Origin of the sequence: Feifania hominis, assembly GCF_014384765.1 — a bacterium.
Lineage (GTDB): Bacteria > Bacillota > Clostridia > Oscillospirales > Feifaniaceae > Feifania > Feifania hominis.
On the sequence record NZ_JACRSP010000002.1, the window covers coordinates 479,485 to 505,055 of the forward strand.

Below are 25,571 nucleotides of genomic sequence, written 5' to 3' on the forward strand. Positions count from 1 at the left end.
CGGTCGGACGCCTCCTCTTTTTCTCTCTCTCCCGTCAATGCTGCGCAACGGGGGCAAAAATCGCATCGACCGCCCTCTGTAGGTTTGCAGGTGCGGTCTCGATCTGCAGACCGATCTTACCGGCGCTGACAACAATGTTCTCCCGGTCGCGCGCTGAGGCGTCAATCACGGTGCGAAAGAGCTTCTTCATACCGATCGGGCTGCAGCCGCCCCGGATGTAACCGGTGACTTTGGTCAGATCTTTCAGCGGCAGCATGGACACCGCTTTCTCTCCCACCGCGGCGGCAGCCGCCTTGAGATCGAGTTCCCGCTCAACCGGAATCACAAAGACATAGTGCTCGCCGCTCTTTGCCAGAGTGACGAGTGTCTTGTAGACATCGGCCGGGTCACGGCCGAGCTTGCCTGCCACTGACACGCCGTCAATGCCGTCACCCGGCTCATAGGTGTGTACCGCATAAGCTATGTGAAACCGGTCGAGAATCCTCATTGCGTTTGTCTTCGGTTCCGCCATGATTCTACTTCCCCCTTTGCGCTCTCTCACAGAGAGCCGCCGCCTCATGGTAAAAGACGCCGAGCTTTCCCCGATAGCGCGTCTTCCAGGGCTTATTTCGCCCACAGTAATGGATGACGGCTGCATTTTTCCGCACCCAATCCAAATTCAGAAAGGCCTCACTGTCGGGACGCAGCACAAACAGTCTCTCCGTCATGTTGTAACGAAATGCGTCGAGCTGCGCAATACGCCCGCCGTATAGTACACTGATGATATCTTGATCGGGTAAAAGCAGCCTGTTTTGATTCTCCTCAATAAAACGGGCGATGTCCCCGGTTCGATCATCCGCACGCAGGGCTGCAAGATCCATCAGCAGAACGCCCGAATTGACATAGCTCTCAAGTCCCCGCGCGCAGAGGCGCAGAGCGTTGATGCGGCGCAGCGCCTCACGCACATGGGTTGCGGCGGCATAACAGCAGCCGCCAAGATCCATATCATAGAGTTCGTGCAGCGAACCGTTGATCACCGTGTCGGGATCGAGATAGAGCGCTCTGTTCACTGTCGGCGGCAGAAGCTGCGCCGCAAAGAGGCGGTAGTACATCTCGCGCGGATAGCGGCCGCTCACAGGTGCAGACCGGAGCATCTCGTCACGCACCGCGACGCTGTGCAGCACACATTCGGCCGGCAGAGGCCGGGCAATCTCGTCAAAATCCTGTGGCGTCAGGCGCGAGTGCAGTATGTAGACATCCACCTGCTCCTGGGGGTGGTGCCGCATCAGAGAGTGGAGCATCACTTTGAGCTGGGGAATGTAGCCCGCATCAAGCGTCACAACGATATTCAAAACATTCACCTCGCATTTTCCGGGTTTATTATAGCACTGCCCGGCCACAGTCGCAACAAAAAGGGACCCGCCAGGCGGGTCCCTTTTTTAAAAGAACAATCAGCCGAAGTAGCGCGCCAGCAGGCCCTCGAAAGCCTTACCGTGTCTCGCTTCGTCGCGGGCCATCTCATGAACGGTATCATGGATGGCATCGAGATTAAGCTCTTTCGCGCGCTTGGCAAGATCAAACTTGCCGGCGGTGGCGCCGTTCTCAGCGTCAACGCGCATCTCAAGGTTTTTCTTGGTGGAGTCGGTGACAACCTCGCCCAGGAGCTCGGCAAACTTGGCGGCGTGCTCCGCCTCTTCGTAGGCCGCTTTCTCCCAGTAGAGACCGATCTCGGGATAGCCCTCGCGGTGAGCGACGCGGGCCATAGCCAGATACATGCCAACCTCAGAGCACTCGCCCTCAAAATTCATGCGAAGATCCTTGATGATGTCCTCCGGGACACCCTTGGCCACGCCGACCACATGCTCGGCAGCCCAGGTCTTCTCGCCGGCCTGCTCCTGAAACTTGGAAGCGGGCGCCTTGCAGACGGGGCAGAACTCCGGGGGCTCTGTTCCCTCATGGACATAGCCACAGACTGTGCAGACAAATTTTTTCATAGTGATGTACCTCCCATTGTGATTTTATATATGTTGTTTTTTCAAGCAGTGTTCACAGACCCCGTAAAAGGTCAGATGATGGTAGTCGACCTTGACCGCACAGCCCCGTTCGACTTCGCAGTCGATCGCCAGATCGTGGGGCAGCGTCGGCACATCGAGTACCGCGCCGCAGCCGCGGCAGATAAAGTGGGCGTGGGGCTCAGTCACCCCGTCGAGCCGCTCCTGGCCGCCGACTACGCCGACGCTGACGACCCTGCCGTCCTCCTTGAAGCGGGAGATGTTGCGGTAGACCGTGCCGAGGCTCAAATCGGGATACTCTTTTTTGAGCTTCTGGTAGACCCAGTCGGCGGTCGGATGAGTGGCGGTGGAGCGAATGGCATTTAAAATCGCCTCTCGTTTTCGGCTGTACTTTTCAACGCGTTCCATAGGCACCACCAAAACAATAATGATTCTTATTCTTGTTGATTCGATCATACCATATTCCAAAACTTCTGTAAAGAGTTTTGGCGAAAAAAATTGACCAATTTACTGCATTTTCTCGAAAATTATCCGCCTTGGCATGTCCAGAATCCGCCAAAAAATCTGGCGGTCGTATCCACATCCGCCGGACATTCCCTGCTCTTCCCGAAATTGGCGCCGGGCTATGGGAACATTTTGAAAATGGCAAGTGCTACCAGGATGATGCCGCCGAGCCAGGCCTTATTCTTTGCGCCGCGCGCCGCAATGCCGGCTCCCAGCATTGTACCGAGCGTGGCAGCTGCCATACCGCAGGCAAAGGAGAAGCCCAAAAGCGCCGCGGCGCCCGCGGGCGTCGTCTGGATGCCAAGGCCGGTCACCAGCGAATCAATCGAGAGCGGAATCGCCAGATACAGCGCCTCTCTCGCCGAGAGGCGCTTGGAGCGGTCGGCGTCGGCCCGCGTGTTGTCCGCGTAGACCGTCAGTACAAACGCAAAGTTACAAAGGCGCACCGTGAGGGGCCGGTCTCGTTTTTCCACTCGCGCCGCGGCCGACTTGAGGGCATTTTCCGCGAGATTCATCACCCCCATTGCGAGCAGTGCAAAAGCCCCGAGCAGCCGCACTGCGGCAGCCGGAAGCAGCCGTGAAAGCGCCCCCGAAAAGCACAGCGAGACGGCGAGAAACAGGCTGCCCGACAGGGCGATAACAGCCCTCGAACCGAGCGGTATGGCGATACGCTCCACTCGGTAGGCGGCGCAGGCAAAGAAAAAGTCGAAGCTCATCACTGCGACCAGTAGGAGATTCAAATCCAATCACATCCTCTTTTCGTGGCTCTTGTATCCTATGAGCTGCCCCGGCAAAGGGTGATGGTGGAATGGCTCCCTGAAATTACCGCCCCCACCGGGGATTTCCTTTGAAACCGCCCCCGGCCCTTTGCTACCCTGTTGGTAAGGCATTTGCTACCGCCTGAAGAATCACACGTGCCGCAAGGGCGGCATGAAAGGAGGAATCCCCATGAAACGAATTCTGACCGCGTGGCTTTTGGCGCTCTCGCTGATTGTCACGACCGCCCTGGGCGCAGGCGCGGCCGTCGATGAGCCGCAGCAGCAGGCCGATGCCCTGCGCACGCTCGAGCTCTTCACCGGGACGGAGCTGGGCGATGAGCTCAGCCGCACCCCGACGCGCGCCGAGGCGCTTTGTATGCTGATCCGTCTGCTCGGCAAGGAGGAGCAGGCGCTGAGCGGAGACTATGAGACACCCTACACCGACTCGGTCGAGTGGGCCGAGCCCTATCTTGGCTATGCCTACGAGGCGGGAATCGCTTTCGGCATCTCCGAGAGCGAATTCGGCCCCTCACTTCCCGCGACGAATCAGCAGTTTGTCACCATGGTGCTGCGGGTGCTCGGCTATGACTCCACCCTCGACTTTCTCTATGACGACGCCATCGACAAAGCTGCAGAGGTGGGACTTATCGACGGTGAAACGGCCGGCTTCACCCGGGCCGAAATGGTTGCGGTAAGCTACCGCGCTCTCAGCTGCCCGCAGAAAGGCACGCAGAGAACCCTGATACAGTCTCTTGTCGCGCAGGGGGTCGTCGACGCCGACACGGCGCGCGGCTGCGGCTTCTCCGTTCCCTCCGCCGGCAGCTCCGGAAGCGGCGAGTCCTCCGGGAGCTCAGGCGGGAACTCTGGTGGGAGCTCAGGCGGGAACTCTGGCGGGAGCTCGGACGACGATACCGCGACACCCGCGCCCCCCAATGTGACGCCTCCCAGTGAAGATGGCGGCCACAACGGTGGGGACGAAGCGCTTCCCCCCGCCCAGAGCGAACCGGGCGAGAACGAGGATTCGCCGGTCACAACACCGACCCCTCCTGCCGTCGATCAGACTCCCACCCCGCCCGCAGGCGACTCCGAACCCGAGCCCGAATCTCCCACAGAGGAGCCCCTGCCCTCCGGCGACGGCTTTCAGATCGGCGGCGTATCGGTGCCCCTTGGCGCCACCCGGTCCCAGCTCACCTCGCTGCTCGGCAGCCCCAGTCGGACCGACCCCTCGCAGTATGGCTTCTCCTGGCTGATATACAATCGCGACTACGAGAATTTTATCATGGTCGGTCTGCAAAACGACCGGGTTGTTGCTTTCTACTCCAACGCGAGAAACGCCTCGTATCTCGGCAACCGCATCGGCTCGCAGGCCGTCACAACTTCGGCGCCCGCCGGCTACTCCATGGAGCTCTTCTATGACCAGCACGCCGGTGGCGTGGTCAACGGCATTCTCGTTCTCCCGTCGGGTGCGAGCCGCTCGACCTCCGAGAGCATCCTGCGCGCCATGGAGCTTGAAAACGTCGATCTAGTCAGCGCCGAGCGCGTGCGCGCCGGCCTGTCGCCGGTCACCTACGACGAGCGCGCGGCAAGTGTCGCACGCGCCCACAGCGCCGACATGATTGCCCGCGGTTACTTCTCGCACACAAATCCCGACGGCCAGTCTCCCTTTGACCGCATGAAAGCGGGCGGCATCACTTACAGCTATGCTGCGGAGAACATTGCCCAGGGCTACCAGACTGTCTTTGACGTTCACAGCGGCTGGATGAATTCGCTCGGCCACCGCACCAACATTCTCGCACCCGAGTATACTCTGCTCGGCGTCGGCATTGCCGGCGGCTCGGGTTACTCTCTGACCTATACGGAGAATTTTTACACTCCGCGGTAAAAAATTGCCAAGAGTAAGCTCTCAAAATCAGCGCAATCTTGTAAAAACGGAGAATTTGGCCATTTGGATTGACAGGAGGCTTTTCCCTGGCGTAAGATAACAGATAGATTGAGGCAAGGGCGCCTGAAGAGAGGTGCCCTTGCCCTTTTTTATGCCACTATTGAATAAAAACTGAGAGAAAGGAAGAGGGTTATGATTGCGACAAACCAGTACCGCACGCACGCCTGCGGCGAAATCGGCAAACAGCTCATCGGCAGTGAAGTCCGGGTAGCGGGGTGGGTCGAGAATATCCGAGACCACGGCGGAATTCAGTTTCTCGATCTGCGTGACCAGTCGGGCATCGTGCAGATCGTTGCGAAAGATGAGGAAATGCTGCAAAACGTCAACCGCGAGTGCACCGTCACCGTCCGCGGCACGGTTGTCGCACGCGACCCCGACACGGTCAACGACCGCCTGTCCACCGGCCGACTGGAGATTCGCGCCAGCCAGCTCGAGGTGCTCGGCCGGTGCCGCGCCGCGCTGCCCTTTGAGATCAGCGCAGCGCGTGAGACCCGGGAGGAGACCCGGCTGCGCTACCGCTATCTCGATCTGAGAAACCGCCGCAACCACGAGAATCTGGTGCTGCGCTCCAAAATCATCTCCCACCTGCGTGCCCAGATGGAGAAGCTCGGCTTTCTCGAAGTACAAACGCCCATTCTCACCGCCTCCTCTCCGGAAGGCGCGCGGGACTATCTGATTCCGAGCCGTAAGCACCCGGGCAAGTTCTACGCTCTGCCGCAGGCCCCGCAGATTTTCAAACAGCTTCTCATGGTGTCCGGCATTGAGCGCTACTATCAGATCGCGCCCTGCTTTCGTGACGAGGATGCGCGTGCGGACCGCTCGCCGGGCGAATTCTACCAGCTCGACTTCGAGATGGCCTTTGCCACCGAAGAGGATGTCTTCGCCGTCGCCGAGCAGGTGCTCTATGAGACTTTTCGCGCTTTCACAGACCGGCCGGTGTCGAGGCCTCCCTTTGAGCGAATCAGCTACAGAGACTGCATGCTGCGCTATGGCACCGACAAGCCGGATCTGCGCTGCCCGCTTACCATACTTGATCTGTCCGACCGGTTTGTCGAAAGCGGCTTTGCGCCGTTTCGCGGCCAGTGTGTCAGAGCCATCGTGGCGCCCGGCGCTGCCGCGCAGGCCCGCAGCTTCTTTGAGGGGATGCTCGAGTTTGCCGTCTCCATCGGCATGAAAGGTCTCGGCTACCTCAAAGTGCGAAAAGACGGCGGCTTCGACGGCCCCATAGACAAATTTCTCTCGGAGGACGACCGCGTCGAGATCACAAAACGCGCCGCATTGAAGCCCGGCGATGTGCTCTTCTTCATCGCCGACAGCGAACAGGCGGCGCCCCGGCTCGCAGGACAGATCCGCCGTGAGCTGGGCGCCCGGCTGGGGCTTATCGACGAGGACCGCTTTGTCTTCTGTTTTGTCACCGATTTTCCCATGTACGAGCCCGATGAGCTCACCGGCCGCCCGGCATTTACTCACAACCCTTTCTCCATGCCCAAGGGCGGGCTGCAGGCGCTTGAGTCGCAGGATCCGTTTACCATCCTCGCCCACCAGTACGACATTGTCTGCAACGGCATCGAACTCTCCTCGGGCGCAGTCAGAAACCATGATCTTGACACCATGGTGCGCGCCTTTGAGATCGCAGGATACGACGCGCGTACCGTCGAGGAAAAATTCCGCTCGCTCTATACCGCCTTTCAATATGGCGCACCGCCCCACGCAGGTATGGCGCCGGGTGTCGATCGCATGGTGATGCTGCTCACCGGCGAGCAGAACATTCGCGAGGTCATCGCCTTTCCCCTGAATGCAAACGCGCAGGATGCCATGATGGGTGCCCCCTGCGAAGTTTCACCAAAACAGCTGCGCGAAGTCCATATTCGAACACTCTGACAGAAATATTTTCATCTTTTTAGGAATTGACAGGCCAATACCTAATTCTTTTCACAATCTAATTTTACCTTAAAAATTAAGGTGGTCGTATTTGTTCGGATTTTTGACCTCTTTTTTGCAAGAAAGTACCTTAAATTTTTAAGGTTTTGCCTGTTTTTTGTCTATTTTAGATAAATTATACCCAAAATAATTGGCTGTTTTTGCACCATCGTTGGACAAATCAGCAATTGTATTTTATAAGGTATAACACTATAATTTCCTTATTATAAAAGAAATTGTGATACAGACGTCTCTGTACGATGCACACTTGCATCCGAATTGAGGGCGTTAGATAAAAGGGAGGAAACCATCATGAAACTGAAAAAAGCAATGGTGAGTGTGCTCGCTATGCTGCTGGTCGTCGCTCTTCTCGCCGGCTGCTCCTCGAGCGGCAAGGGTGTCAAGATCGGCGTTCTCGCGCCGCTCACCGGCGAAGTGTCGGTGTACGGCACGGCTGTTGAAAAGGGCGTCAAGCTCGCCGTCAAAGAGATCAATGCTGCCGGCGGCGTACTTGACCAGGATATTGTGCTTGAAATTCTCGACGAGAAAGGCGACATCGCCGAGGCGTCGACCGCCTATGACAAGCTTGTCAGCGCCAAGATTGTCGCCCTCATCGGCGACGTCACCTCCAAGCCCTGCATGGCGGTTGCAGAAAAGGCCGCCAAGGACAATATGCCCATGATCACCCCGACCGGCACCTCCGCCCCCATCACGGGCTATGGCGACAACGTCTTCCGCACCTGCTTTACCGATCCTTTCCAGGGCAAGATCATGGCGACTTTCGCCGCGGACACGCTCAAGGTCAAGACGGCCGCCGTCATCTACAACAACTCCGACGACTACTCCAAGGGTCTGACTGAGAACTTTGTCGCCACCGCCAAGGAAAAGGGCTTTGAAATCGTCGCGCAGGAGGCCTACGGCGCGGATGACAAGGACTTCAAAACCCAGCTGACCAAGATTCAAGCTCTCAACCCCGATGTTCTGTTCGTGCCCGACTACTATGAGACCGTCGCGCTGATCGCCGCGCAGGCCCGCGAGGTCGGTTTTACCAATACCATGCTCGGCGCGGACGGCTGGGACGGTGTCTACAGCGCGCTTGATACGAGCAAATACGGTCTGGTCGACGGCTGCTACTTCTCGAGCCACTATGCTCCCGATGACACCGACCCCGCCGTGGTCAACTTCCTCGCCGCTTTCAAGGCCGAGTACAATGAAGTTCCGAACTCCTTTGCGGCGCTCGGCTACGACGCGGCCTACATGATGAAAGCCGCCATCGAAAAGGCCGGCTCCACTGACAAACAGGCCATCATCGACGCACTCGCTTCCCTTGAGTACACCGGCGTCACCGGTTCCGTCACCTTTGATGAGAACGGCGATCCGATCAAGCCCGCCTGCATCATTCAAATGAAGAACGGCGAGGCTTCGTTCCACAGCAGAGTCAGCCTCGACTGAGATTAAACGGACGTTTTTTCATGGGGCAGAGCACACCGCTCTGCCCCATTTCCAAATTCGTATCGGGAAAGGCAGTGTGCCTCTATGGATCAATTGCTCCTCTTCTTCAAACAGCTCGTAAACGGGATTCAGGCGGGCAGCATCTACGCGCTGGTCGCGCTCGGTTATACCATGGTCTACGGCATCGTCAAGCTGATCAACTTCGCCCACGGCGACTTCATCATGGTCGGCGGCTACATCTCGATCGCAACCATTCCCCTGATCGCCGCCACCGGGGCGCCGGGGTGGCTGTGTGTGATCGCGGCCGTCATCGGCTGCGCGCTGCTCGGCGTGACGACTGAGCGCGTCGCCTACAAACCGCTTCGCAACTCGCCGCGCATCTCGGCGCTCATCACGGCCATCGCGGTGAGCCTTCTGCTGCAAAACCTCTTCCTGCTGCTCTTCTCCTCGTCCGGGCGGCCGTTCCCCGAGATCATCACCGTACCCGACATCACGATCGGCGGCGTCAAGCTCGGCGGTCTCACAGTCGTCACCATTGCAATTTCAGTCGTCATCATGATCGCCCTGCAGCTCTTTGTCAAAAACACGCGCATGGGCAAAGCCATGCGCGCCGTGTCGGAGAACAACAACGCCGCGCAGCTGATGGGCATCAACGTCAATACGACCATCTCTCTGACCTTTGCCATCGGCTCAGGCCTTGCCGCCATCGCCGCAGTCATGTACTGCTCCGCCTATCCGCTGGTTGACCCCTATCTTGGCTCCATGCTCGGACTCAAGGCGTTCATCGCGGCGGTCCTCGGCGGAATCGGCATCATTCCCGGCGCCATGTTCGGCGGCATCATCATCGGCGTCATTGAGAGCCTGACCAAGGCCTATATCTCCTCGCAGCTCGCCGACGCCGTGGTCTTCGGCGTTCTCATCCTCGTGCTGCTGGTCAAGCCCACCGGCATTTTCGGCAAAAATGTCGGCGAGAAAGTGTAGGTGAGCCGGATGAAAAACAAAAAGACAACAACCTCCTATCTCATCAATTTCGCGGCAATTGCCGTGCTCTATGCCGCGCTCAAACTGCTCATTGTGTTCGGCGTCATCGACCGCTACTACAGCGGCGTGCTGCTGATCATCTGCACCAACATCGTGCTCGCCGTATCGCTGAATGTCGTCACCGGCTTTCTCGGTCAGATCGCCCTCGGCCACGCGGGCTTCATGTCCATCGGTGCCTACAGCGCGGCACTCTTCTCTCTCGGGCTGCCCAATCTGCCGGCTGTGCCGCGCTTTCTCGCGGCGCTCCTCGTCGGCGGCGTCATGGCGGCCGTCTTCGGGCTTCTCGTCGGCATACCGGCGCTGCGCCTCAAGGGGGACTATCTGGCCATCATCACGCTTGGCTTCGGCGAGATCATCCGCGTCATCATCGAAAACATGTCGGTCACCGGCGGCGCACAGGGGCTTCGCGGCATTCCGAATCTCGCATCGTTCGACCTGGTATTCTGGGTCACGGTCATAACGGTCGCGGTGATCTTCACTTTCATTCACTCGCGGCACGGCCGTGCCATCACTGCCATCCGCGAGGACGACATCGCCTCCTCTGCGGCGGGCATCAACAACACCTACTACAAGGTGATGGCCTTTGTTGTAGGGGCGTTCTTCGCGGGCATCGCGGGCGGCATCTACGCCCACAATCTCACGGTGCTCAGCGCCAAGACGTTCTCCTTTAACTACTCGATCGAAATTCTCGTCATCGTCGTGCTCGGCGGCATGGGATCTCTCACCGGCTCCGTCTTCGCAGCCATCGGGCTGACGGTTCTCACCGAGTTTCTGCGCGAATTTTCGGACTACCGGCTTCTCATCTACGCGATTGTTCTCATTGTGCTGATGATTTTCAAACCCTCGGGACTGTTCGGCCGCTATGAGTTCTCGCTGACGCGGGCGCTGCACCGTCTCACTGGCCACGAGCCTCGGCCGGGCCGCCAGAGAAAATCCCCCAAAAAGGAGGCCGAGTCATGAGTGGGAAAACCGTACTCAAAACCGAGCATCTCGGCATTGCGTTCGGCGGGCTGCACGCCGTCACCGACTTCAATGTGGAAATCCACGAACACGAGCTCGTCGGCCTGATCGGCCCGAACGGCGCCGGCAAAACGACGGTCTTCAATCTGCTCACCGGCGTCTACCAGCCGACTGAGGGCGCCATTCTCTTTGACGGTCAGGTCATGCTCCACAAAAAGCCGCACCAGATGGCGTGCGCGGGCATTGCGCGCACCTTTCAGAACATCCGTCTGTTCAAGAACCTGTCGGTGCTCGACAACGTCAAGGCGGCCTGCAATCTGCATATGAACTACTCGGTCTTCTCGGGCATCCTCCGTCTGCCGTCCTACTGGCGCGAGGAGGCGCAGATTGACAAGCAGGCCCGCGAGCTTCTCGCCGTCTTCCACATGGAGGACAAGGCCGACTTTGTGGCGGCCAATCTGCCCTACGGCCAGCAGCGCAAGCTCGAGATCGCCCGCGCTCTTGCAACCGGCGCGACGCTGCTGCTTCTCGACGAGCCCGCCGCGGGTATGAATCCGACCGAGACGGCTGAACTCATGGAGACCATCTCACTGATTCGAGAGAAGTTCGGCGTGACCATTCTGCTCATTGAGCACGATATGAATCTTGTCATGAACATCTGTGAGCGCATCGTGGTGCTCGACTACGGCGAGATCATCGCCGCCGGAACACCGCAGGAGATCGCCAACGACCCCAAGGTCATCGGCGCCTATCTCGGCGAATAGGGGGGCCTTACATGCTTCAAGTAAAAAATCTGAATGTCACCTACGGCGCGATACACGCCGTACACGACGTCAGCCTCGAGGTGCGCGACGGCGAGATCGTCTCGCTCATCGGCGCAAACGGCGCGGGAAAGACCACCATTCTGCACACCATCACCGGGCTCAAGCGCCCGCGCGGCGGCCACATTCTGTTCGACGGTCAGAGTCTTCAGACCATGGACGCCTTTAAAATTGTGCGCCTCGGCATGGCCCATGTTCCCGAGGGGCGCCAGATCTTCGCCCAGATGACCGTGGCTGAGAATCTCGACATGGGCGCATATGCCCGCCGGGACAAGGAGCAGGTCGCAAAGGATCTCGAGGCGGTTTACACCCGGTTCCCGCGGCTGCGCGAGCGCCAGAGGCAAAACGCCGGCACACTCTCGGGCGGCGAGCAGCAGATGCTCGCCATCGGCCGGGCGCTGATGTCAAAGCCCCGCATTCTGCTCATGGATGAGCCCTCCATGGGGCTCTCGCCGCTTCTGGTCAAAGACATCTTCAAAATCATACAGGAGCTCAACCAGTCCGGCATCACCATTCTGCTCGTCGAACAGAATGCCAAAATGGCTCTCTCCATCGCCGACCGCGCCTATGTGCTCGAAACCGGGCGCATTGTCATGGAGGGCAACGCTGCAGATCTGCTGAGCGATGAAAAGGTCAAAAAAGCCTACCTCGGCGCATAGACCCCCATCACAAAAGGCCGCCTGCCTCGCAGGCGGCCTTTTTTTCGTCAAAGAGCGGCAAAACAGGGCCGAATGACCGGCCTTTTTTGTCACACCTGCCGCTTGTTCTTTTTGCTTTCGCATGCTACTATAGTAAAGTATTAAAGTAAAGGGGATTGCTCATGAGACGCAGAAACCTCCATCTTCCCGACGGCATGCGCGACTATCTCTACGCCGAAGCCTCCCGCCGGCGCACATTGGAACAGGGCCTCGGCCGGGTCTTTGCCCGGCGCGGCTACCGTGAGATCATCACGCCCGCAGTCGAGTTCTATGACATCTTTTCCGGCGAGCACAGCGCTGTGCCCGACGAAGAGCTCTACCGTCTCTTCGACAGCCGCGGCCGCATTCTCACCCTGCGCCACGATATGACGACCCCCATTGCACGGGTCGCCGCTCAGAAACTCGCCGGGGGCGAACTCCCCATCCGGCTCTGCTACAACGGTCCTGTCTACCGGCGTTCCGGCGACCACACCGCCCGGCGCGACGAAATCGCGCAGTGCGGCATCGAGCTGCTCGGTGCCGAAGGGCCGCGGGCCGATCTCGAAGTGCTGGTCACCGCGATTGAGGCCCTGCAGTCGCTCGGCGCGCCCTCCTTTTCGCTGGAGCTCGGCCACGTCGGGTTCTTTCAGGCCGTCGCCGGCGCTCTCGGAGCGGATTATGCGGCCACCGAATCGCTTCGCCGGTGCATCGAAATGAAAAATTACACCCAGCTCGACCGGCTGCTCGCCCCCTTTGATCCCACTCTGCCGGCCGTGTGCGCGCTTCGCGCCCTGCCGCGCCTCTTCGGCTCGGTCAAGACCATCGCCCGTGCGCGGGAAATCGCGCCGGACGACAGAGCCGCCGCCGTACTCGACGAGCTCGAACGGCTCACAGGCGAGCTCGCCGCGCTCGGCTACGCCCGTCACATCCGGCTCGATCTCGGCATGGTGCAGCATATCGGCTACTACACCGGGCTGACTTTTCGGGGATACCTGCCCGACTGTGGTGAGAGCTGTCTGACAGGCGGGCGCTATGACAGCCTCTGCGGCGACTTCGGCGCGCCGCTTCCCGCCTGCGGTTTTGCCGTGTCACCCGACAGCGTTCTCGACGCTCTCGGCGGCGGGGATGAGCCCTCGCCCACTGCGACTCTCGTCTTCTACGAGCAGGGCTGCGCCGCAGCCGCATACGCGCTCGTCGAGGCTCTTGGCACCGAGGGACCCTGCCGCATGAGTCTCGCCGCCGACCGGCGCGGCGCTCTCAGGGAGGCCCACCAGCTCGGGCTACCAGGATTCTACCATGTCACGGCGGACGGCTCGCGCTTCGTCGCGGGAGAGGAGTGATTGCATGCAGCTCATTCGTATTGCACTGACCAAGGGACGCCTCGAAGAGCAGACGGCCCGGCTGCTCGAACGGGCGGGGATGGATCTTGCTGCTCTGCGCGAAAAGGGCCGGCGGCTGATCATTCCCCTGCCGGGCGGATGCTTTGAACTTGTTCTCGCCAAGGCCGCCGATGTTCTGACCTATGTCGAACGCGGCGTCTGTGACGTTGGCGTGGTGGGGCGAGACACCATTCTCGAGCACGGAGGCTCCTTTTACGAGGTGCTCGACCTCCGACTCGGTACCTGCCGTTTTGCCGTGGCGGGGCTGCCGGGCACCGATCTCTCGGCGGGCCACGAAAAAAAGGTGATCGCCTCAAAATACCCAAACGTCGCGGCCGCCCATTTCCGGCAGCGCGGCATCGACGCCGAAATCATCAAAATCGAGGGCTCGGTGGAACTCGCGCCGCTGCTCCACCTCGCACACGCCATTGTGGACATTGTCGAGAGCGGCCGCACGCTGCGTGAAAACGGCCTTGCCGTTCTGGAGGAGCTCATGCCCGTCTCGGCGCGCATGATTGTCAATACCACCGCAATGAAACTCAAAAAACACGAAATCGGCGCGCTGATCGACTCGGTCGCGCGCGCCGTGGAGGAGGACATATGATTCCCGTCTACCGTCAGAGTGAAACCGGGCGTCTTCGCGAGCTTCTGCTCTCGCGGGCGGTCGATGCGCAGGCCGATGTCACCGCCCGCGTTGAGGAGATCATCGCCGATGTGCGCCGCCGCGGCGACGAGGCGCTGATCGACTGTGCGCGCCGCTTCGATCACGCCGAGCTCACCGCCATCGAAGTCCCCCAAAGCGAGATCGAGGCCGCCTACCACCGGGCCGACCCCGCTCTCATCAGAGCTCTTCAGCGGGCTGCCGCAAACATACGCGCCTACCACGCTGAGCAGCTGCCGCGGGCCTATGTGGTGACGCCGGACAATGGCGCTGTCATGGGGCAGCGTGTCCTTCCCCTTGAGCGAGTCGGCGTCTATGTGCCGGGCGGCACGGCGCCCTACCCCTCAACGGTTCTGATGAACAGCATCCCCGCGCGGGTCGCAGGGGTGCGTGAGCTCATCATGGTCTCTCCGCCCGGAGCGGACGGAAAAATTGCCGACAACATACTTGCCGCCGCGCAGATCGCGGGCGTGGATCGCATCTTCTGCTCGGGCGGCGCGCAGGCAATCGCCGCGCTCGCCTACGGCACACAGAGCATTCCCCGCGTCGACAAGATCGTGGGCCCCGGGAACCTCTATGTCACAACTGCCAAGCGTCTGGTCTACGGCGCGGTTGACATCGACGCCATTGCGGGGCCAAGCGAAATTCTGATTGTGGCGGACGCCGGGGCAAACCCCGCCTTTGTCGCCGCCGATCTGATGGGACAGGCCGAGCACGACCCGTTTGCATCGGCCGTTCTTCTGACGGACGACGCGCAGCTCATCGACCAGGTGCGCGCGCAGCTCGAGCGCCAGCTTCCCACACTGTCGCGGCGTGAAATCATCGGGCAGTCTCTCTCCCGCTTTGGCGCCATGGTGCTCTGCGACTCGATTGAGAGCGCGGTGGAACTGGCAAACGACTTTGCTCCCGAGCACCTTGAGCTCATGCTCGCAAGCCCGTTCGAGTGGCTCGGCCGTGTGCGAAACGCAGGGTCGGTCTTTCTCGGCTACCACTGTCCCGAGCCGCTCGGCGACTACTACGCGGGTCCAAATCACGTGCTGCCCACCAACTCCACCGCGCGGTTTTTCTCGCCGCTCGGCGTCGAGAGCTTTCTGCGGCGCAGCAGCTACCTCTACTACCCCGAGTCGGCCCTGCGCGCCGCGGCGGACGATGTGTTGACCCTTGCGCGCAGCGAGGGGCTGACCGCTCACGCAAACGCCGTCTCGGTTCGTCTGGAGGGGGCGAGATGAGCCGCTTTGCCTGCGGGAGGATCAATGCTCTGCCCGCCTACGAACCCAATCCCGCCATATTTGACTGTAAGCTCGACGCCAACGAGAACCCCTATCCGCCGGACAGCGATCTGCGCGCGCTCATTGCGGCTGCCCTTGCCGACGCGCCGCTCAACCGCTACCCCGATCCCCTTGCCCATGAAGTGCGCCGCGCATATGCCGATGTGATGGGCCTCGATATGGCGTGCGTCGTCCCAGGCAACGGCCTGGACGAGCTGATCTCTCTGCTGATGAGCGCCTTTCTCGAGCCGCAGGAGTGTCTGCTCACCTTTTCTCCCGACTTCTCCATGTACGCCTTTTACGCCGGTGTGCGCGGCTGCCGGGTGGTCGAAAAGGCAAAACCCGGCTACCGGCTCGACGCCGATCTTCTCATCCGCAGCGCCCGGGACTGCGGCGCAAAGATGGTCATCTTTTCAAACCCCTGCAATCCAACGGGCGGACTGTTGCCGCAGCGCGAGCTTGCGCGCGCGCTCGGCGAACTCGACTGCCTTGTTGTGGCCGACGAGGCCTACATGGACTTTGCCGGGGAATCGGCATTGCCCCTTGTCGGGCAGTACGACAATCTCATCGTCCTGCGCACCTGCTCGAAAGCGTTCTCCCTCGCGGGGCTGCGCCTCGGCTTTGCCGTGGCGGCGCCTGAACTGGCGGCGGTGCTGATGAAAGTCAAATCTCCCTACAATCTCAATGTGCTCACCCAGCTCGCCGCGGTGCCCTGTATCCGCGCCGAGCAGAAGCGCCGGGAGAATCTCCAGGAGATTTCCAGGACGCGCGACTGGTTCTACCGCGAGCTCTGCGCTCTCGAAGCCGATGGACTCACCGTCTACCCGTCGGCGGCAAACTTCATCTATCTCGAGACCGACGGCGCGCCGGCGCTCGACGCACAGCTGCAGCGCGCGGGAATCATTGTACGCCGCTTCGGCGCCCGCGGGCTTCGTATCACCATCGGACGGCCCGATGAGATGCGCGCCGTCGTACAGATCATCAAAACCGGATTGGAGCAGATGTCATGATTACAAAAAAACGCGCCACCCGCGAGACCGATGTCACTCTCACTCTGGAGCTCTACGGCAGCGGCCGCGCCGAGGTGGATACCGGCGTCGGCTTTTTCGACCACATGCTCACCGCCATGGCCTTTCACGGCGGCTTCGATCTTACGCTGCTCGTAAGCGGCGATCTCGCGGTCGACTGCCACCACACGATTGAAGATGTCGGCCTCGTGCTGGGTGACGCCCTGCGCGAAGCGCTCGGCGACGGCAGCGGCATCGCCCGCTACGGCGACAGCCGTGTACCCATGGACGAGGCTCTCGCCGAGACGGTTCTCGACATCAGCGGCCGGCCCTATCTGGTCTTTGACTGCCCGTTCACAGTCCCCATGATCGGCTCCTACGACACCCAGATGACCGAGGAGTTCTTCCGCGCGCTCGCCGTCCGCGCGGGGCTTACACTCCACATCCGCGTGCCGTACGGCAAAAACGCCCACCACATGACCGAAGGAATCTACAAGTCGTTTGGCCGCGCGCTTCGCATGGCGGCGGCTCGCTCACAGGGCGGCATCCCGTCGTCCAAGGGGACACTGCTGTGATCGGCATCGTCGACTACGGCGCGGGGAATCTCATGAGCGTGCAAAAGGCGCTGACTGCCGTCGGCAGCGACAGCGTCATAAGCGACCGGCCCGAGGTTCTGCGCGCCGCAAACTCTCTGGTGCTGCCCGGTGTGGGCGCGTTCCCGAGCGCCATGCGCAGTCTGCGGGAGAGAGGGCTCGACCGCTTCCTCGTGGAGCAGGCAGCTCTCGGCAAGCCTCTGCTCGGCATCTGTCTCGGGATGCAGATGCTCTTCACCCGCAGCGAGGAACTCGGCGACACGCAGGGGCTCAATCTGATTCCCGGCGTGGTGCGCCGGATCAAAACCGATCTCAAAATCCCCCATGTCGGCTGGAATAGCCTGACGCGCCGTGCGCCCTGCGCTCTTCTTGACAATCTGCCCGACGGTACATACTGCTATTTTGTACACAGCTTTGAGGCCTGCGTGGAGGATCCGCGCGACCTTGTCGCCGTGACCGACTACGGCGGGCCTGTCACAGCCGCCGTCGCCCGCGGAAACGTCTACGGCGTCCAGTTCCACCCGGAGAAGAGCAGCGCGGCCGGGCTTGCGATTCTCCGCACATTTTCCAAGTTTACCTGAGGAGGAGATCCCATGATTCTACTGCCCGCCATCGACCTGCGCGGCGGCGAGTGTGTGCGCCTCGTGCGCGGCGACTTTGACACCGCCGAGCGCGTCGCCGACGACGCCGCTGAGACCGCCCGCCACTTTCTCGACTGCGGCGCTGAAGAACTCCATGTCGTGGATCTCGACGGGGCGCTTTGCGGCAGACCGGAAAATATCGCTGTGCTGCGGGAAATCCTGCGCACAGGCGCGCGCGTTGAATTCGGCGGCGGCGTGCGGACACTTTCGACGGTGGAGCAGCTTCTCTCCCTCGGAGTGCAGCGCGTCATCCTCGGCAGCGCGGCGCTGCGCGACAGCCGCTTTGTGCGCGAGACGGTGCGGCTCTATGGCAATCGCATCGCCGTCGGCATCGACGCGCGGGGCGGCCTCTGTGCCGCCGATGGGTGGCTCACCGGCAGCGATACCGGATACCTCACTCTCGCGCGGGAGATGGAGCGCTGCGGCATACAGAACATCATCTACACCGACATCGGCCGTGACGGTACGCTCTCGGGGCCGAATCTCGAAGAGCTGCGCGCCCTCAGTGAGACGGTGGACTGCCGCATCACCGCGAGCGGCGGCGTGCGCAGCGAGGAGGATGTCGCGGCGCTGCGCGATCTCGGGCTGCACGCCGCCATCGCAGGCCGCGCCGTCTACTGCGGCGCGCTCGATCTTCGCCGCGCGCTGGCACTCGCAAAGGGGGACTGAGTATGCTCGCCAAACGAATCATTCCCTGCCTCGATGTGCGCGACGGGCGGGTGGTCAAGGGCGTCAACTTCGTCAACATCCGCGACGTGGGCGATCCGGTCGACATTGCCGCCGCCTACGAGAGCCAGGGCGCAGATGAGATTGTCTTTCTCGACATCACAGCCACTCACGAGGGGCGCGGGGCCATGCTCGATGTCGTGCGCCGCTCAGCCGAGCGGGTGTTCATGCCCATGACCGTGGGCGGCGGCGTCCGCACGGTCGGGGATGTTCGCGAACTTCTGCGCGCAGGGGCCGACAAGGTGTCAATCAACTCCGCCGCGGTGCGAAATCCCGCGCTTATCCGCGAGGCGGCGCAGATCTTCGGCAGCCAGTGTGTGGTCTGCGCCATTGACGCGGGGCCGGGCAAGGGCGGCAGACCGGCCGTCTACATAGGCGGCGGGCGCATTGATACCGGCCTTGACGTGGTTGAGTGGGCGCGCCGGGCCGAGTCTCTTGGCGCGGGGGAGATTCTCCTCACCTCCATGCGAACCGATGGGGTAAAAACCGGATACGATCTTTCCATTACCTCGCAGGTCTGCGACGCCGTTTGTATCCCCGTGATCGCCTCAGGCGGTGCGGGGTCGCCCGGCGACTTCTACGATGTCTTCTCCCAGACGGGTGCGGACGCGGCGCTTGCCGCCACACTGTTTCACGACCGGGAACTGACCATTCCACAGCTCAAACAATACTTATTCAGCCGGGGCGTTGCCGTCCGGCGGGAGGGATTTTGATGGAATTCAAGCAATTCTTTAAAAAGTCGTCGCTCATCCCCGCCATTGTGCAGGATGACTACACCAAGCAGGTTCTCATGCTCGCCTACATGAACGAGGATGCGCTGCGGCGCACACTCGAAACCGGGCAGACCTGGTTTTACAGCCGCAGCCGCGGAGAGCTCTGGCACAAGGGGGCGACCTCAGGCCACATCCAGCATGTGGTCAGCGTGACGTCCGACTGCGACAACGATACGCTGCTCGTGCGCGTCAACCAGGTTGGCGCCGCCTGCCACACCGGCAGCATCTCCTGCTTTTTCACTCCTCTGGAGGCGGTCAGATGAACGGCGCGGTACAGGGACTCTACGAGATCATCCGCGCCCGCCGCGGCGAGCGCACACAGGGCTCCTACACCTGTTACCTCTTCGAGCAGGGCCTCGACAAGATTCTCAAGAAAGTCGGCGAAGAGGCCTCCGAGTGCATCATCGCGGCAAAAAACGGCGACGGCGCGCAGACGGCGCAGGAGCTCTGCGATCTGATCTACCATCTGCTTGTACTCATGGTCGAGCAGGATATTCCGCTTGACGCGGTCGAAGAGATTCTCGAGCAGCGCCGGCGAAAGCAGGGCAATCTCAAAGAGTTTCATCAAGTGGACCGAAATAGCTGAAAGAGGACGCCGATCGGCGTCCTCTTTTGAGCTTCGGCTGTAAAAAAAGCTCCCACAATCCGTGGGAGCTTTTCCTGTTATGCCTTTGCGTGTCGGGCGGCACGCTGCTGAGTGACAAAGCCCACAATCAGAAAAATGAAGAAGACCGCCGCAATGGCAACGCCGTTCTGCGCGCTGAACTCACCGCTCAAATAGTCGTTTAGCCGCCCGAATGTCCCGGCGGTGTCACCGCCCGCGTAGCGGGAGAGACCCGTGAAATTTACGAACAGAAAGCACAGGCTCGGCGCGATCATCGCCGCCCCCTGCGAGGCGGTGGACAGAGCGATGAACGTCTCGCACCAGAGCACGGCGCACACACCGATGCCCACGGCACAGACGAGAATCACCAGCCAGGTGAACTGCCGCGCACCCTGCGGCAGCAGCGCCGAAAGCAGTCCTCCGAGCAGAAGTCCCGCCAGCGCACCGCACAGAAAGACCCCTGCCTTGTAGAGAAACCGCGCGAGCAGCGCAAGCAGAATTCCCACCGCCGCACCGGTCAGAAATCCTCTTGCGCCGGCGCCGAGCTGATCGAGTGCAACCAGAAGACTGATGAGAAAGAGCTCGGTCATGATCACCGGAAAGTAGAGCCGGCGGCCGAAGAAGCAGACAACCGAACCCACGGCGAAGTGAAAGAGCAGATAGACGATAACAGCACCCATGACAAATTCCCCCTTGTCCCTCGATTTTACCACCGCAGAGTCACACACGCAAGGGGGTGTACGCCGCTAGAGGCCGAACGCAAGTCCCGCGTAGCCCGATGCGATGCCGAGCCCCGCCGAGAGCGCAATGATTGCAATCGGGTGCACCCGCCTGCGCTGCAGCAGCATCATCAGAGCAAAAATGGCAGCGCCGCAGATTGCTCCATAGCTCAGAAGCGACGGCAGACTCACCCCGTTTGTAAAGAAGACAGTCTTCGCAACCGACAGCACAGTCGCGCCGATCAGGCCAACCACCGTCGGCCGCAGCCCTGCCATGCAGCCTTTGACGATGCGGCTGGCCTGAAATCTCTCATAGCATCTCGCAACGAGCAGAATGATCAGAAAGGATGGCAGCACCACACCGAGTGTCGCACAGACTGCGCCGAACAGGCCGCCGGTCTGCGCGCCGACATAGGTCGAGATGTTGACCGCAAAGGGACCTGGGGTGCTCTCGCTGACGGCAATGAAGTTGACGAGACTCTGCATATCCATCCAGCCGTTTTTGAGTACCTCTGCCTGAATGAGGGGAATCATGGCATAGCCGCCGCCAATGGTAAAGGCACCGATTTTAAAGAATGTGGCAAACAGTCTGAGAAAAATCATTTCGCCGCCTCCTCTTTCTTCGCATCCCGAACCCAGAGAACGCTTGCAAGACCGAGCAGCGCGCTCGCAGCAATCACAGCGAGAACATTTGCCCCGAAAAAGGAGACCGCGACAAACGCGCCGGCCGCTATCGCATAAGACAGCACGCTCTTCGGGCACTGCACGGCCATGCTCCACAGAGCCTTGCAGATAAGCGCAAGAACGCCGGCACGGATCCCCGCAAAAGCAAATTTCACCGCCTGCAAACTCTCAAACTGCTGCAGCACGAACGACAGCCCGAGAATGACGGCAAACGAGGGCAGCACAACCCCAAACGTTGCGCAGAGTGCGCCTGCCACACCCGCTGTGCGGTAGCCGATGAAGGTCGCCGAATTGATGGAAATGGGGCCGGGCGTGGATTCCGCAACCGCAACAATATCCAGAATGTCATGGTCGCTCACCCAGTGGTTGCGCTCGACTGCCTCTTTCTGAATCAGCGGAATCATGGCGTAGCCGCCGCCGAATGTGAACGCACCGATTTTGAAAAAAGTGGTAAAGAGTCTACGGCAGCGCGCCGGTTTTTCACGATCTTTCATGGGATGTTCACCTCACACTTTTCTTATCAGTGTCAGTATACGCACCCTCTACACATAGAGCAATTATTATGTTATTATAGAATATATAATTAATTTATTATGTTATCAGGAGGCATCCCATGACCCGCCGCCACCTTGCCGTCTTTGCCGAAGTCTGCCGCGAGGGCAGCATCACCCGTGCCGCTGAAACGCTCGGCATGGCTCAGCCAGCCGTGAGCGTTGTCATCCGCGAACTAGAACACCACTACGGCACGCGGCTGTTCGAGCGCATGAATCGCCGGCTCTACATCACGCAATCCGGGCGGCGGCTGCTGGACTACGCCGCTGTCATCCTCGCCCAGTTTGACGAGGCCGAGGCGACCATCCGCGATGCCGACGCTCTCGGTGCGCTGCGAATCGGGGCAAACGTCACCATAGGTGCCGCGCTTCTGCCCGAGGCCATACACCGGTTTTCACTCGCCCGGCCGCGCATCCGTGTGAGTGCCGCCGTCGACAACACCAGCCAGATTGAGCAGCGTCTGCTGAAAAACGAGCTGGACCTCGCGCTGCTCGACAACATGACGAGCTCCGCCTATCTGACCTGTCATCCCTTTCAGACGGAGGAGATGGCGGTCGTCTGCTCGCCGGACTACCGGCGCGGCGCGCTGCGCGAGCTGTCGCTGGAAGAACTCGCCGGGGAACAGCTGCTGCTGCGCGAGCGCGGCAGCGCCACGCGCGATTCCATTGACCGCGCCTTTGCAGCGGCCGGGCTCACACTCTCACCGGTTCTCGAGAGTGTGAGCACCCAGGCGCTGGTTGCCGCCGCGCGGCGCTCTCTCGGCATCACCATCCTCGCGCGTCAACTGGTTTGCGACGAGCTCGCCGCAGGCACTCTTGTGGAGCTTAGCGCGCAGAGTGTGCGCTTTGTACGCACCTACTTTGTCGCACACCACCGGAGCAAATACGTCAGCGATGCCATGCGTGACTTTATGGAGATCCTGAAGACCCTTGCCTCGCAACGGACATGCTGATTTGGTTTAATCGTACAAACTTACCAATGCAAAGCCCAGAATTTCATGAGTTTTTTCCCTATTATTTTTGATATCATTCTGATAGAATACACGAGGTTCAAAAAATAAAATGTGGGGTGCAAACATGAAAACAACCATCAAACGCCTCAGCTGTGTGCTGATGGCAGCCGTTCTGCTTGTGGCTCTGTGCGCTTGCGGCGGTTCCGGCGACGGAAAACTCAGCGAAAAAGACTATCTTGCGAAAGTGACCGAAATTTCCACCAGCATTTCCGACATCACCAACAGCGGTATGGGCGATGTGGACCAGAGCGATCCTCAGGCTATGCTCGATGCCTCGAAAGACATGCTCGACAAAATGCGCCCGCTCTATGAGGAGCTCGGCGGTCTGCAGGCTCCCGACAAATTTGCCGATGCCCAGTCCAAGATCAAAGCTGGCTGCGACGCCAACCTCAAGGTTCTCGACCTGTCTGTTGAGCTCTACGAGATCGCTCTCGATCCCGATGTCTCTGACGCCGACAAGCAGGCAAAGGCCCTTGAACTGACCGAAGAGATGACTTCTCTGACCGATACGGTTTCCGATTTTGCCGAAGGTCTCACCGAGGTTCTCACTGCGGCCGCGAAATAAATTTTTATCACATCGTTTAAAAAGCCCCGCCGTCGGCGGGGTTTTTTCTCTGAAGCAGAGGACGCGCACCACGGCCAAATCGCGGTGCGCGTCCTCTGCTTTGGGTATGAAGAGAATCCATCAATTGGATAGCGGTTATCCTGTTACACGCCGAAGAGAAGATCGCCGTAGGTCGGCATGGGCCAGTAGTCTTCAGCCACATTGGTCTCCAGTTCGTCCGCCACGGCGCGCAGCTCCTGCATGGCCGGAATGATGGTATCGCGGCTGTACTGAGCAAGCGCAAGCGCATCGGATTTGCCGCACGCCCGGCACAGTGCATCTTCAAGCGACGCAATCTTCTTATAGAAGCAGCTCTCCAGCTTTGCAATCTTTTCGGCAATGGTCTGCTCGGCCAATTCGTCGATGCCAATTGTCTTTTTGGCAATCACGGTGTCGCACAGCTCTCTGACATAAGTTGTAACTGCCGGGCCAATCTCCTTTTTCGCCATGTCGAGCATGGTCAGAGCCTCGATGTTGATGACCTTGTTATAGCTTTCAAGCAAAATCTCGTAGCGGGAGTACATCTCGGCCTGTGTGAATATCTTATGGGTGGTAAACAGGTCGATGTTCTTTTTTGCCACGAAGCAGGGCAGCGCGTCAACAGTGGATTTCAGGTTTGCAAGACCGCGCCTCTGCGCCTCGTCAACCCACTCCTGCGAGTAGTTGTTGCCGTTGAAAATGATACGGCGGTGCTCACGCACGGTGCGCACAATGAGCTCCTGCAGGGCGGCTGTAAAGTCCTGTGCGCCCTCGAGCTCGTCGGCAAACTGGCGCAGTTCCTCGGCGACAATGGTATTGAGAACCACGTTCGGTCCCGAGATGGAGAACGTCGAGCCGAGCATGCGGAACTCAAATTTGTTGCCGGTAAAGGCAAAGGGCGATGTCCTGTTGCGGTCGGTGCTGTCCTTGGGAATCTTCGGCAGCGTATGTACGCCGATGGACATGACCTGGTTTTCGTGGTGGTCATAGGCGGCGCCGCTCTCGAGCGCCTCAAGCACGCCCTCGAGCTCATCGCCGACAAACATGGAGACAATGGCCGGCGGGGCCTCGTTCGCCCCGAGGCGATGGTCGTTTCCCGCCGAGGCCACCGACACGCGCAGCAGATCCTGATATTCGTCGACGGCCTTGATGACGGCGCTCAAAAAGAGCAGAAACTGCGCGTTCTCATAGGGCGAGCTGCCCGGCTCAAGCAGGTTGATCCCCGTATCGGTTGACATGGACCAGTTGTTGTGTTTGCCCGAGCCGTTGACGCCCGCAAAGGGTTTCTCATGCAGCAGACACACAAGGCCGTGGCGCAGCGCCACCTTTTTCATGAGCTCCATCGTCAGCTGGTTGTGATCGGTGGCAATGTTGGTGGTGGTGAAGATTGGCGCAAGTTCATGCTGGGCCGGCGCCACCTCGTTGTGTTCGGTCTTGGCGAGAATGCCGAGCTTCCAGAGCTCCTGGTTGAGCTCCTCCATATAGGCCTTGACGCGCGGTTTGATGCTGCCGAAGTAGTGGTCCTCCAGCTCCTGTCCCTTGGGGGCCCTGGCTCCGAACAGAGTGCGTCCGGTAAAAATAAGGTCCTTTCTGCGGTCGAACATCTGCTTGTCGACCAGAAAATACTCCTGTTCGGGGCCGACGGTCGTGAACACCTTTTTCACTTCGTCGTGGCCGAAGAGCCGCAGCACACGCACCGCCTGCCGCGAGAGCGCCTCCATGGAGCGCAGAAGCGGCGTCTTCTTATCAAGCGCCTCGCCGCCGTAGGAGCAGAATGCCGTCGGAATGCAGAGCGTTCCCTCTTTGACAAAGGCGTACGAGGTCGGGTCCCAGGCGGTGTAGCCTCTCGCCTCAAACGTGGCGCGCAGGCCGCCCGACGGAAAACTCGAAGCGTCCGGCTCTCCGCGCACCAGCTCCTTGCCCGAAAATTCCATGATCACGCCGCCATCCCCGGTCGGAGAGATGAAGCTGTCGTGCTTTTCCGCCGTGATACCAGTCATGGGCTGGAACCAGTGGGTGAAGTGGGTTGCACCCTTGGAAAGCGCCCAGTCTTTCATGGCATTCGCCACGACATTGGCAACATTCGGGTCGAGGCTTCTGCCCTCTTTCATGGTCTTTTTGAGCGCACGGTAGGTGTCCTTTGGCAGCTTTTCACGCATGACTGCGTCGTTGAATACCATACTGCCAAAGACTTCAGAAACACTGCTCATCTTCAAAACTCCTTTCGAATGGATCGGCCTGCAAATAAGAAAGAGCGCTGTGGATTTTCTCCACAGCGCCCTTGCTGATTACGGCGACAGTAT

28 protein-coding genes are annotated in these 25,571 nt (G+C 60.1%); 19 read left to right on the plus strand and 9 right to left on the minus strand.

Annotated features, from left to right (window positions below; genetic code table 11):
* Positions 1–34: 34 nt before the first annotated feature.
* The 5 genes from ybaK to H8695_RS05730 form a co-directional block, all read right to left on the minus strand.
* Positions 35–511, minus strand: coding sequence for a Cys-tRNA(Pro) deacylase (gene ybaK / locus H8695_RS05710; protein ID WP_249299940.1), 477 nt, complete (start codon positions 509–511; stop codon positions 35–37).
* A 4-nt stretch (positions 512–515) separates the two neighbouring features.
* Positions 516–1,331 carry a glycosyltransferase family 8 protein gene (locus H8695_RS05715; protein WP_249299941.1) on the minus strand — a complete coding sequence of 272 codons (816 nt, stop codon included), beginning with the start codon at positions 1,329–1,331 and terminating at the stop codon, positions 516–518.
* A 99-nt stretch (positions 1,332–1,430) separates the two neighbouring features.
* Positions 1,431–1,973, minus strand: a complete 543-nt coding sequence (locus tag H8695_RS05720; protein WP_249299942.1) for an NADH peroxidase — start codon at positions 1,971–1,973, stop codon at positions 1,431–1,433.
* Between the two features lie 24 nt (positions 1,974–1,997).
* On the minus strand, positions 1,998–2,399 hold the full coding sequence (locus H8695_RS05725; RefSeq protein ID WP_249299943.1) for a Fur family transcriptional regulator: 402 nt from the start codon (positions 2,397–2,399) through the stop codon (positions 1,998–2,000).
* A gap of 215 nt (positions 2,400–2,614) precedes the next feature.
* A complete protein-coding gene (locus tag H8695_RS05730) occupies positions 2,615–3,241 on the minus strand; it encodes a manganese efflux pump (protein WP_249299944.1) in 627 nt (208 codons plus the stop codon).
* A 202-nt stretch (positions 3,242–3,443) separates the two neighbouring features.
* Between H8695_RS05730 and H8695_RS11595 the strand changes: the two genes are divergently transcribed.
* From H8695_RS11595 to hisE, 17 genes are all read left to right on the plus strand, one after another.
* Complete coding sequence (locus H8695_RS11595) at positions 3,444–5,135, plus strand: CAP domain-containing protein (RefSeq protein WP_283243600.1); 1,692 nt, start codon at positions 3,444–3,446, stop codon at positions 5,133–5,135.
* A 192-nt stretch (positions 5,136–5,327) separates the two neighbouring features.
* Positions 5,328–7,076, plus strand: a complete 1,749-nt coding sequence (aspS, locus tag H8695_RS05740; RefSeq protein ID WP_249299945.1) for an aspartate--tRNA ligase — start codon at positions 5,328–5,330, stop codon at positions 7,074–7,076.
* A 351-nt stretch (positions 7,077–7,427) separates the two neighbouring features.
* On the plus strand, positions 7,428–8,567 hold the full coding sequence (locus H8695_RS05745; RefSeq protein WP_249299946.1) for an ABC transporter substrate-binding protein: 1,140 nt from the start codon (positions 7,428–7,430) through the stop codon (positions 8,565–8,567).
* Positions 8,568–8,651: 84 nt separating this feature from the next.
* Complete coding sequence (locus H8695_RS05750) at positions 8,652–9,548, plus strand: branched-chain amino acid ABC transporter permease (RefSeq protein ID WP_249299947.1); 897 nt, start codon at positions 8,652–8,654, stop codon at positions 9,546–9,548.
* A 9-nt stretch (positions 9,549–9,557) separates the two neighbouring features.
* Entirely contained in the window at positions 9,558–10,568 is a 1,011-nt protein-coding gene (locus tag H8695_RS05755) for a branched-chain amino acid ABC transporter permease (protein ID WP_249299948.1), read from the plus strand.
* Positions 10,565–11,332 (plus strand): ABC transporter ATP-binding protein, encoded by a 768-nt coding sequence (locus H8695_RS05760; protein WP_249299949.1) that lies wholly within the window; start codon positions 10,565–10,567, stop codon positions 11,330–11,332. Before H8695_RS05755 ends, H8695_RS05760 begins: the two co-directional genes overlap by 4 nt.
* A gap of 11 nt (positions 11,333–11,343) precedes the next feature.
* The gene (locus tag H8695_RS05765) at positions 11,344–12,048 is read left to right on the plus strand and encodes an ABC transporter ATP-binding protein (protein ID WP_249299950.1); all 705 of its coding nucleotides are present in this window, start codon (positions 11,344–11,346) and stop codon (positions 12,046–12,048) included.
* Between the two features lie 161 nt (positions 12,049–12,209).
* Positions 12,210–13,406 carry an ATP phosphoribosyltransferase regulatory subunit gene (hisZ, locus tag H8695_RS05770; protein WP_249299951.1) on the plus strand — a complete coding sequence of 399 codons (1,197 nt, stop codon included), beginning with the start codon at positions 12,210–12,212 and terminating at the stop codon, positions 13,404–13,406.
* A 4-nt stretch (positions 13,407–13,410) separates the two neighbouring features.
* Positions 13,411–14,049, plus strand: coding sequence for an ATP phosphoribosyltransferase (gene hisG / locus H8695_RS05775; RefSeq protein WP_249299952.1), 639 nt, complete (start codon positions 13,411–13,413; stop codon positions 14,047–14,049).
* Positions 14,046–15,335 (plus strand): histidinol dehydrogenase, encoded by a 1,290-nt coding sequence (gene hisD / locus H8695_RS05780; RefSeq protein WP_249299953.1) that lies wholly within the window; start codon positions 14,046–14,048, stop codon positions 15,333–15,335. The genes hisG and hisD overlap by 4 nt, the downstream gene beginning before the upstream one ends.
* The gene (gene hisC, locus H8695_RS05785) at positions 15,332–16,384 is read left to right on the plus strand and encodes a histidinol-phosphate transaminase (RefSeq protein ID WP_249299954.1); all 1,053 of its coding nucleotides are present in this window, start codon (positions 15,332–15,334) and stop codon (positions 16,382–16,384) included. Before hisD ends, hisC begins: the two co-directional genes overlap by 4 nt.
* On the plus strand, positions 16,381–16,956 hold the full coding sequence (gene hisB / locus H8695_RS05790) for an imidazoleglycerol-phosphate dehydratase HisB (protein WP_249299955.1): 576 nt from the start codon (positions 16,381–16,383) through the stop codon (positions 16,954–16,956). The genes hisC and hisB overlap by 4 nt, the downstream gene beginning before the upstream one ends.
* Positions 16,953–17,555: an imidazole glycerol phosphate synthase subunit HisH gene (hisH, locus tag H8695_RS05795; protein ID WP_249299956.1), complete on the plus strand. Its 603-nt coding sequence runs from the start codon at positions 16,953–16,955 to the stop codon at positions 17,553–17,555. The genes hisB and hisH overlap by 4 nt, the downstream gene beginning before the upstream one ends.
* A 12-nt stretch (positions 17,556–17,567) precedes the next feature.
* Positions 17,568–18,284, plus strand: coding sequence for a 1-(5-phosphoribosyl)-5-[(5-phosphoribosylamino)methylideneamino]imidazole-4-carboxamide isomerase (gene hisA / locus H8695_RS05800; protein ID WP_249299957.1), 717 nt, complete (start codon positions 17,568–17,570; stop codon positions 18,282–18,284).
* A gap of 2 nt (positions 18,285–18,286) precedes the next feature.
* Positions 18,287–19,054 carry an imidazole glycerol phosphate synthase subunit HisF gene (hisF, locus tag H8695_RS05805; protein WP_249299959.1) on the plus strand — a complete coding sequence of 256 codons (768 nt, stop codon included), beginning with the start codon at positions 18,287–18,289 and terminating at the stop codon, positions 19,052–19,054.
* Positions 19,054–19,377 (plus strand): phosphoribosyl-AMP cyclohydrolase, encoded by a 324-nt coding sequence (gene hisI / locus H8695_RS05810; RefSeq protein ID WP_249299960.1) that lies wholly within the window; start codon positions 19,054–19,056, stop codon positions 19,375–19,377. The genes hisF and hisI overlap by 1 nt, the downstream gene beginning before the upstream one ends.
* Positions 19,374–19,700, plus strand: coding sequence for a phosphoribosyl-ATP diphosphatase (gene hisE / locus H8695_RS05815; RefSeq protein ID WP_249299961.1), 327 nt, complete (start codon positions 19,374–19,376; stop codon positions 19,698–19,700). The genes hisI and hisE overlap by 4 nt, the downstream gene beginning before the upstream one ends.
* Positions 19,701–19,777: 77 nt before the next feature.
* Here the strand turns inward: hisE and H8695_RS05820 are convergent, their stop codons facing one another.
* The 3 genes from H8695_RS05820 to H8695_RS05830 all read right to left on the minus strand — a co-directional run bounded on the left by H8695_RS05820 (position 19,778) and on the right by H8695_RS05830 (position 21,615).
* A complete protein-coding gene (locus tag H8695_RS05820) occupies positions 19,778–20,398 on the minus strand; it encodes a hypothetical protein (protein WP_249299962.1) in 621 nt (206 codons plus the stop codon).
* A gap of 66 nt (positions 20,399–20,464) precedes the next feature.
* Positions 20,465–21,040 carry a chromate transporter gene (locus H8695_RS05825; protein WP_249299963.1) on the minus strand — a complete coding sequence of 192 codons (576 nt, stop codon included), beginning with the start codon at positions 21,038–21,040 and terminating at the stop codon, positions 20,465–20,467.
* On the minus strand, positions 21,037–21,615 hold the full coding sequence (locus H8695_RS05830; protein WP_249299964.1) for a chromate transporter: 579 nt from the start codon (positions 21,613–21,615) through the stop codon (positions 21,037–21,039). Before H8695_RS05830 ends, H8695_RS05825 begins: the two co-directional genes overlap by 4 nt.
* Before the next feature lie 119 nt (positions 21,616–21,734).
* Between H8695_RS05830 and H8695_RS05835 the strand changes: the two genes are divergently transcribed.
* Positions 21,735–22,625 (plus strand): LysR family transcriptional regulator, encoded by an 891-nt coding sequence (locus H8695_RS05835; protein ID WP_249299966.1) that lies wholly within the window; start codon positions 21,735–21,737, stop codon positions 22,623–22,625.
* Positions 22,626–22,749: 124 nt separating this feature from the next.
* Positions 22,750–23,250: a hypothetical protein gene (locus H8695_RS05840; RefSeq protein WP_249299968.1), complete on the plus strand. Its 501-nt coding sequence runs from the start codon at positions 22,750–22,752 to the stop codon at positions 23,248–23,250.
* Positions 23,251–23,393: 143 nt separating this feature from the next.
* Here the strand turns inward: H8695_RS05840 and H8695_RS05845 are convergent, their stop codons facing one another.
* Entirely contained in the window at positions 23,394–25,478 is a 2,085-nt protein-coding gene (locus H8695_RS05845) for a glutamine synthetase III family protein (RefSeq protein ID WP_249299969.1), read from the minus strand.
* Between the last annotated feature and the right edge of the window lie 93 nt (positions 25,479–25,571).

What these genes read in the sequence shown, in the direction of transcription:
- H8695_RS05845 (WP_249299969.1), bottom strand. Translation starts at nt 25,478, where the DNA reads ATGAGCAGTGTTTCTGAAGTCTTTGGCAGTATGGTATTCAACGACGCA.
- hisG (WP_249299952.1), top strand. Translation starts at nt 13,411, where the DNA reads ATGCAGCTCATTCGTATTGCACTGACCAAGGGACGCCTCGAAGAGCAG.
- hisA (WP_249299957.1), top strand. Translation starts at nt 17,568, where the DNA reads ATGATTCTACTGCCCGCCATCGACCTGCGCGGCGGCGAGTGTGTGCGC.
- H8695_RS05760 (WP_249299949.1), top strand. Translation starts at nt 10,565, where the DNA reads ATGAGTGGGAAAACCGTACTCAAAACCGAGCATCTCGGCATTGCGTTC.
- ybaK (WP_249299940.1), bottom strand. Translation starts at nt 511, where the DNA reads ATGGCGGAACCGAAGACAAACGCAATGAGGATTCTCGACCGGTTTCAC.
- H8695_RS05765 (WP_249299950.1), top strand. Translation starts at nt 11,344, where the DNA reads ATGCTTCAAGTAAAAAATCTGAATGTCACCTACGGCGCGATACACGCC.
- aspS (WP_249299945.1), top strand. Translation starts at nt 5,328, where the DNA reads ATGATTGCGACAAACCAGTACCGCACGCACGCCTGCGGCGAAATCGGC.
- H8695_RS05725 (WP_249299943.1), bottom strand. Translation starts at nt 2,399, where the DNA reads ATGGAACGCGTTGAAAAGTACAGCCGAAAACGAGAGGCGATTTTAAAT.
- H8695_RS11595 (WP_283243600.1), top strand. Translation starts at nt 3,444, where the DNA reads ATGAAACGAATTCTGACCGCGTGGCTTTTGGCGCTCTCGCTGATTGTC.
- H8695_RS05720 (WP_249299942.1), bottom strand. Translation starts at nt 1,973, where the DNA reads ATGAAAAAATTTGTCTGCACAGTCTGTGGCTATGTCCATGAGGGAACA.
- hisC (WP_249299954.1), top strand. Translation starts at nt 15,332, where the DNA reads ATGAGCCGCTTTGCCTGCGGGAGGATCAATGCTCTGCCCGCCTACGAA.
- H8695_RS05825 (WP_249299963.1), bottom strand. Translation starts at nt 21,040, where the DNA reads ATGATTTTTCTCAGACTGTTTGCCACATTCTTTAAAATCGGTGCCTTT.
- H8695_RS05745 (WP_249299946.1), top strand. Translation starts at nt 7,428, where the DNA reads ATGAAACTGAAAAAAGCAATGGTGAGTGTGCTCGCTATGCTGCTGGTC.
- H8695_RS05835 (WP_249299966.1), top strand. Translation starts at nt 21,735, where the DNA reads ATGACCCGCCGCCACCTTGCCGTCTTTGCCGAAGTCTGCCGCGAGGGC.
- hisF (WP_249299959.1), top strand. Translation starts at nt 18,287, where the DNA reads ATGCTCGCCAAACGAATCATTCCCTGCCTCGATGTGCGCGACGGGCGG.
- hisZ (WP_249299951.1), top strand. Translation starts at nt 12,210, where the DNA reads ATGAGACGCAGAAACCTCCATCTTCCCGACGGCATGCGCGACTATCTC.
- H8695_RS05820 (WP_249299962.1), bottom strand. Translation starts at nt 20,398, where the DNA reads ATGGGTGCTGTTATCGTCTATCTGCTCTTTCACTTCGCCGTGGGTTCG.
- H8695_RS05755 (WP_249299948.1), top strand. Translation starts at nt 9,558, where the DNA reads ATGAAAAACAAAAAGACAACAACCTCCTATCTCATCAATTTCGCGGCA.
- hisB (WP_249299955.1), top strand. Translation starts at nt 16,381, where the DNA reads ATGATTACAAAAAAACGCGCCACCCGCGAGACCGATGTCACTCTCACT.
- H8695_RS05830 (WP_249299964.1), bottom strand. Translation starts at nt 21,615, where the DNA reads ATGAAAGATCGTGAAAAACCGGCGCGCTGCCGTAGACTCTTTACCACT.
- hisD (WP_249299953.1), top strand. Translation starts at nt 14,046, where the DNA reads ATGATTCCCGTCTACCGTCAGAGTGAAACCGGGCGTCTTCGCGAGCTT.
- H8695_RS05750 (WP_249299947.1), top strand. Translation starts at nt 8,652, where the DNA reads ATGGATCAATTGCTCCTCTTCTTCAAACAGCTCGTAAACGGGATTCAG.
- hisE (WP_249299961.1), top strand. Translation starts at nt 19,374, where the DNA reads ATGAACGGCGCGGTACAGGGACTCTACGAGATCATCCGCGCCCGCCGC.
- H8695_RS05840 (WP_249299968.1), top strand. Translation starts at nt 22,750, where the DNA reads ATGAAAACAACCATCAAACGCCTCAGCTGTGTGCTGATGGCAGCCGTT.
- hisI (WP_249299960.1), top strand. Translation starts at nt 19,054, where the DNA reads ATGGAATTCAAGCAATTCTTTAAAAAGTCGTCGCTCATCCCCGCCATT.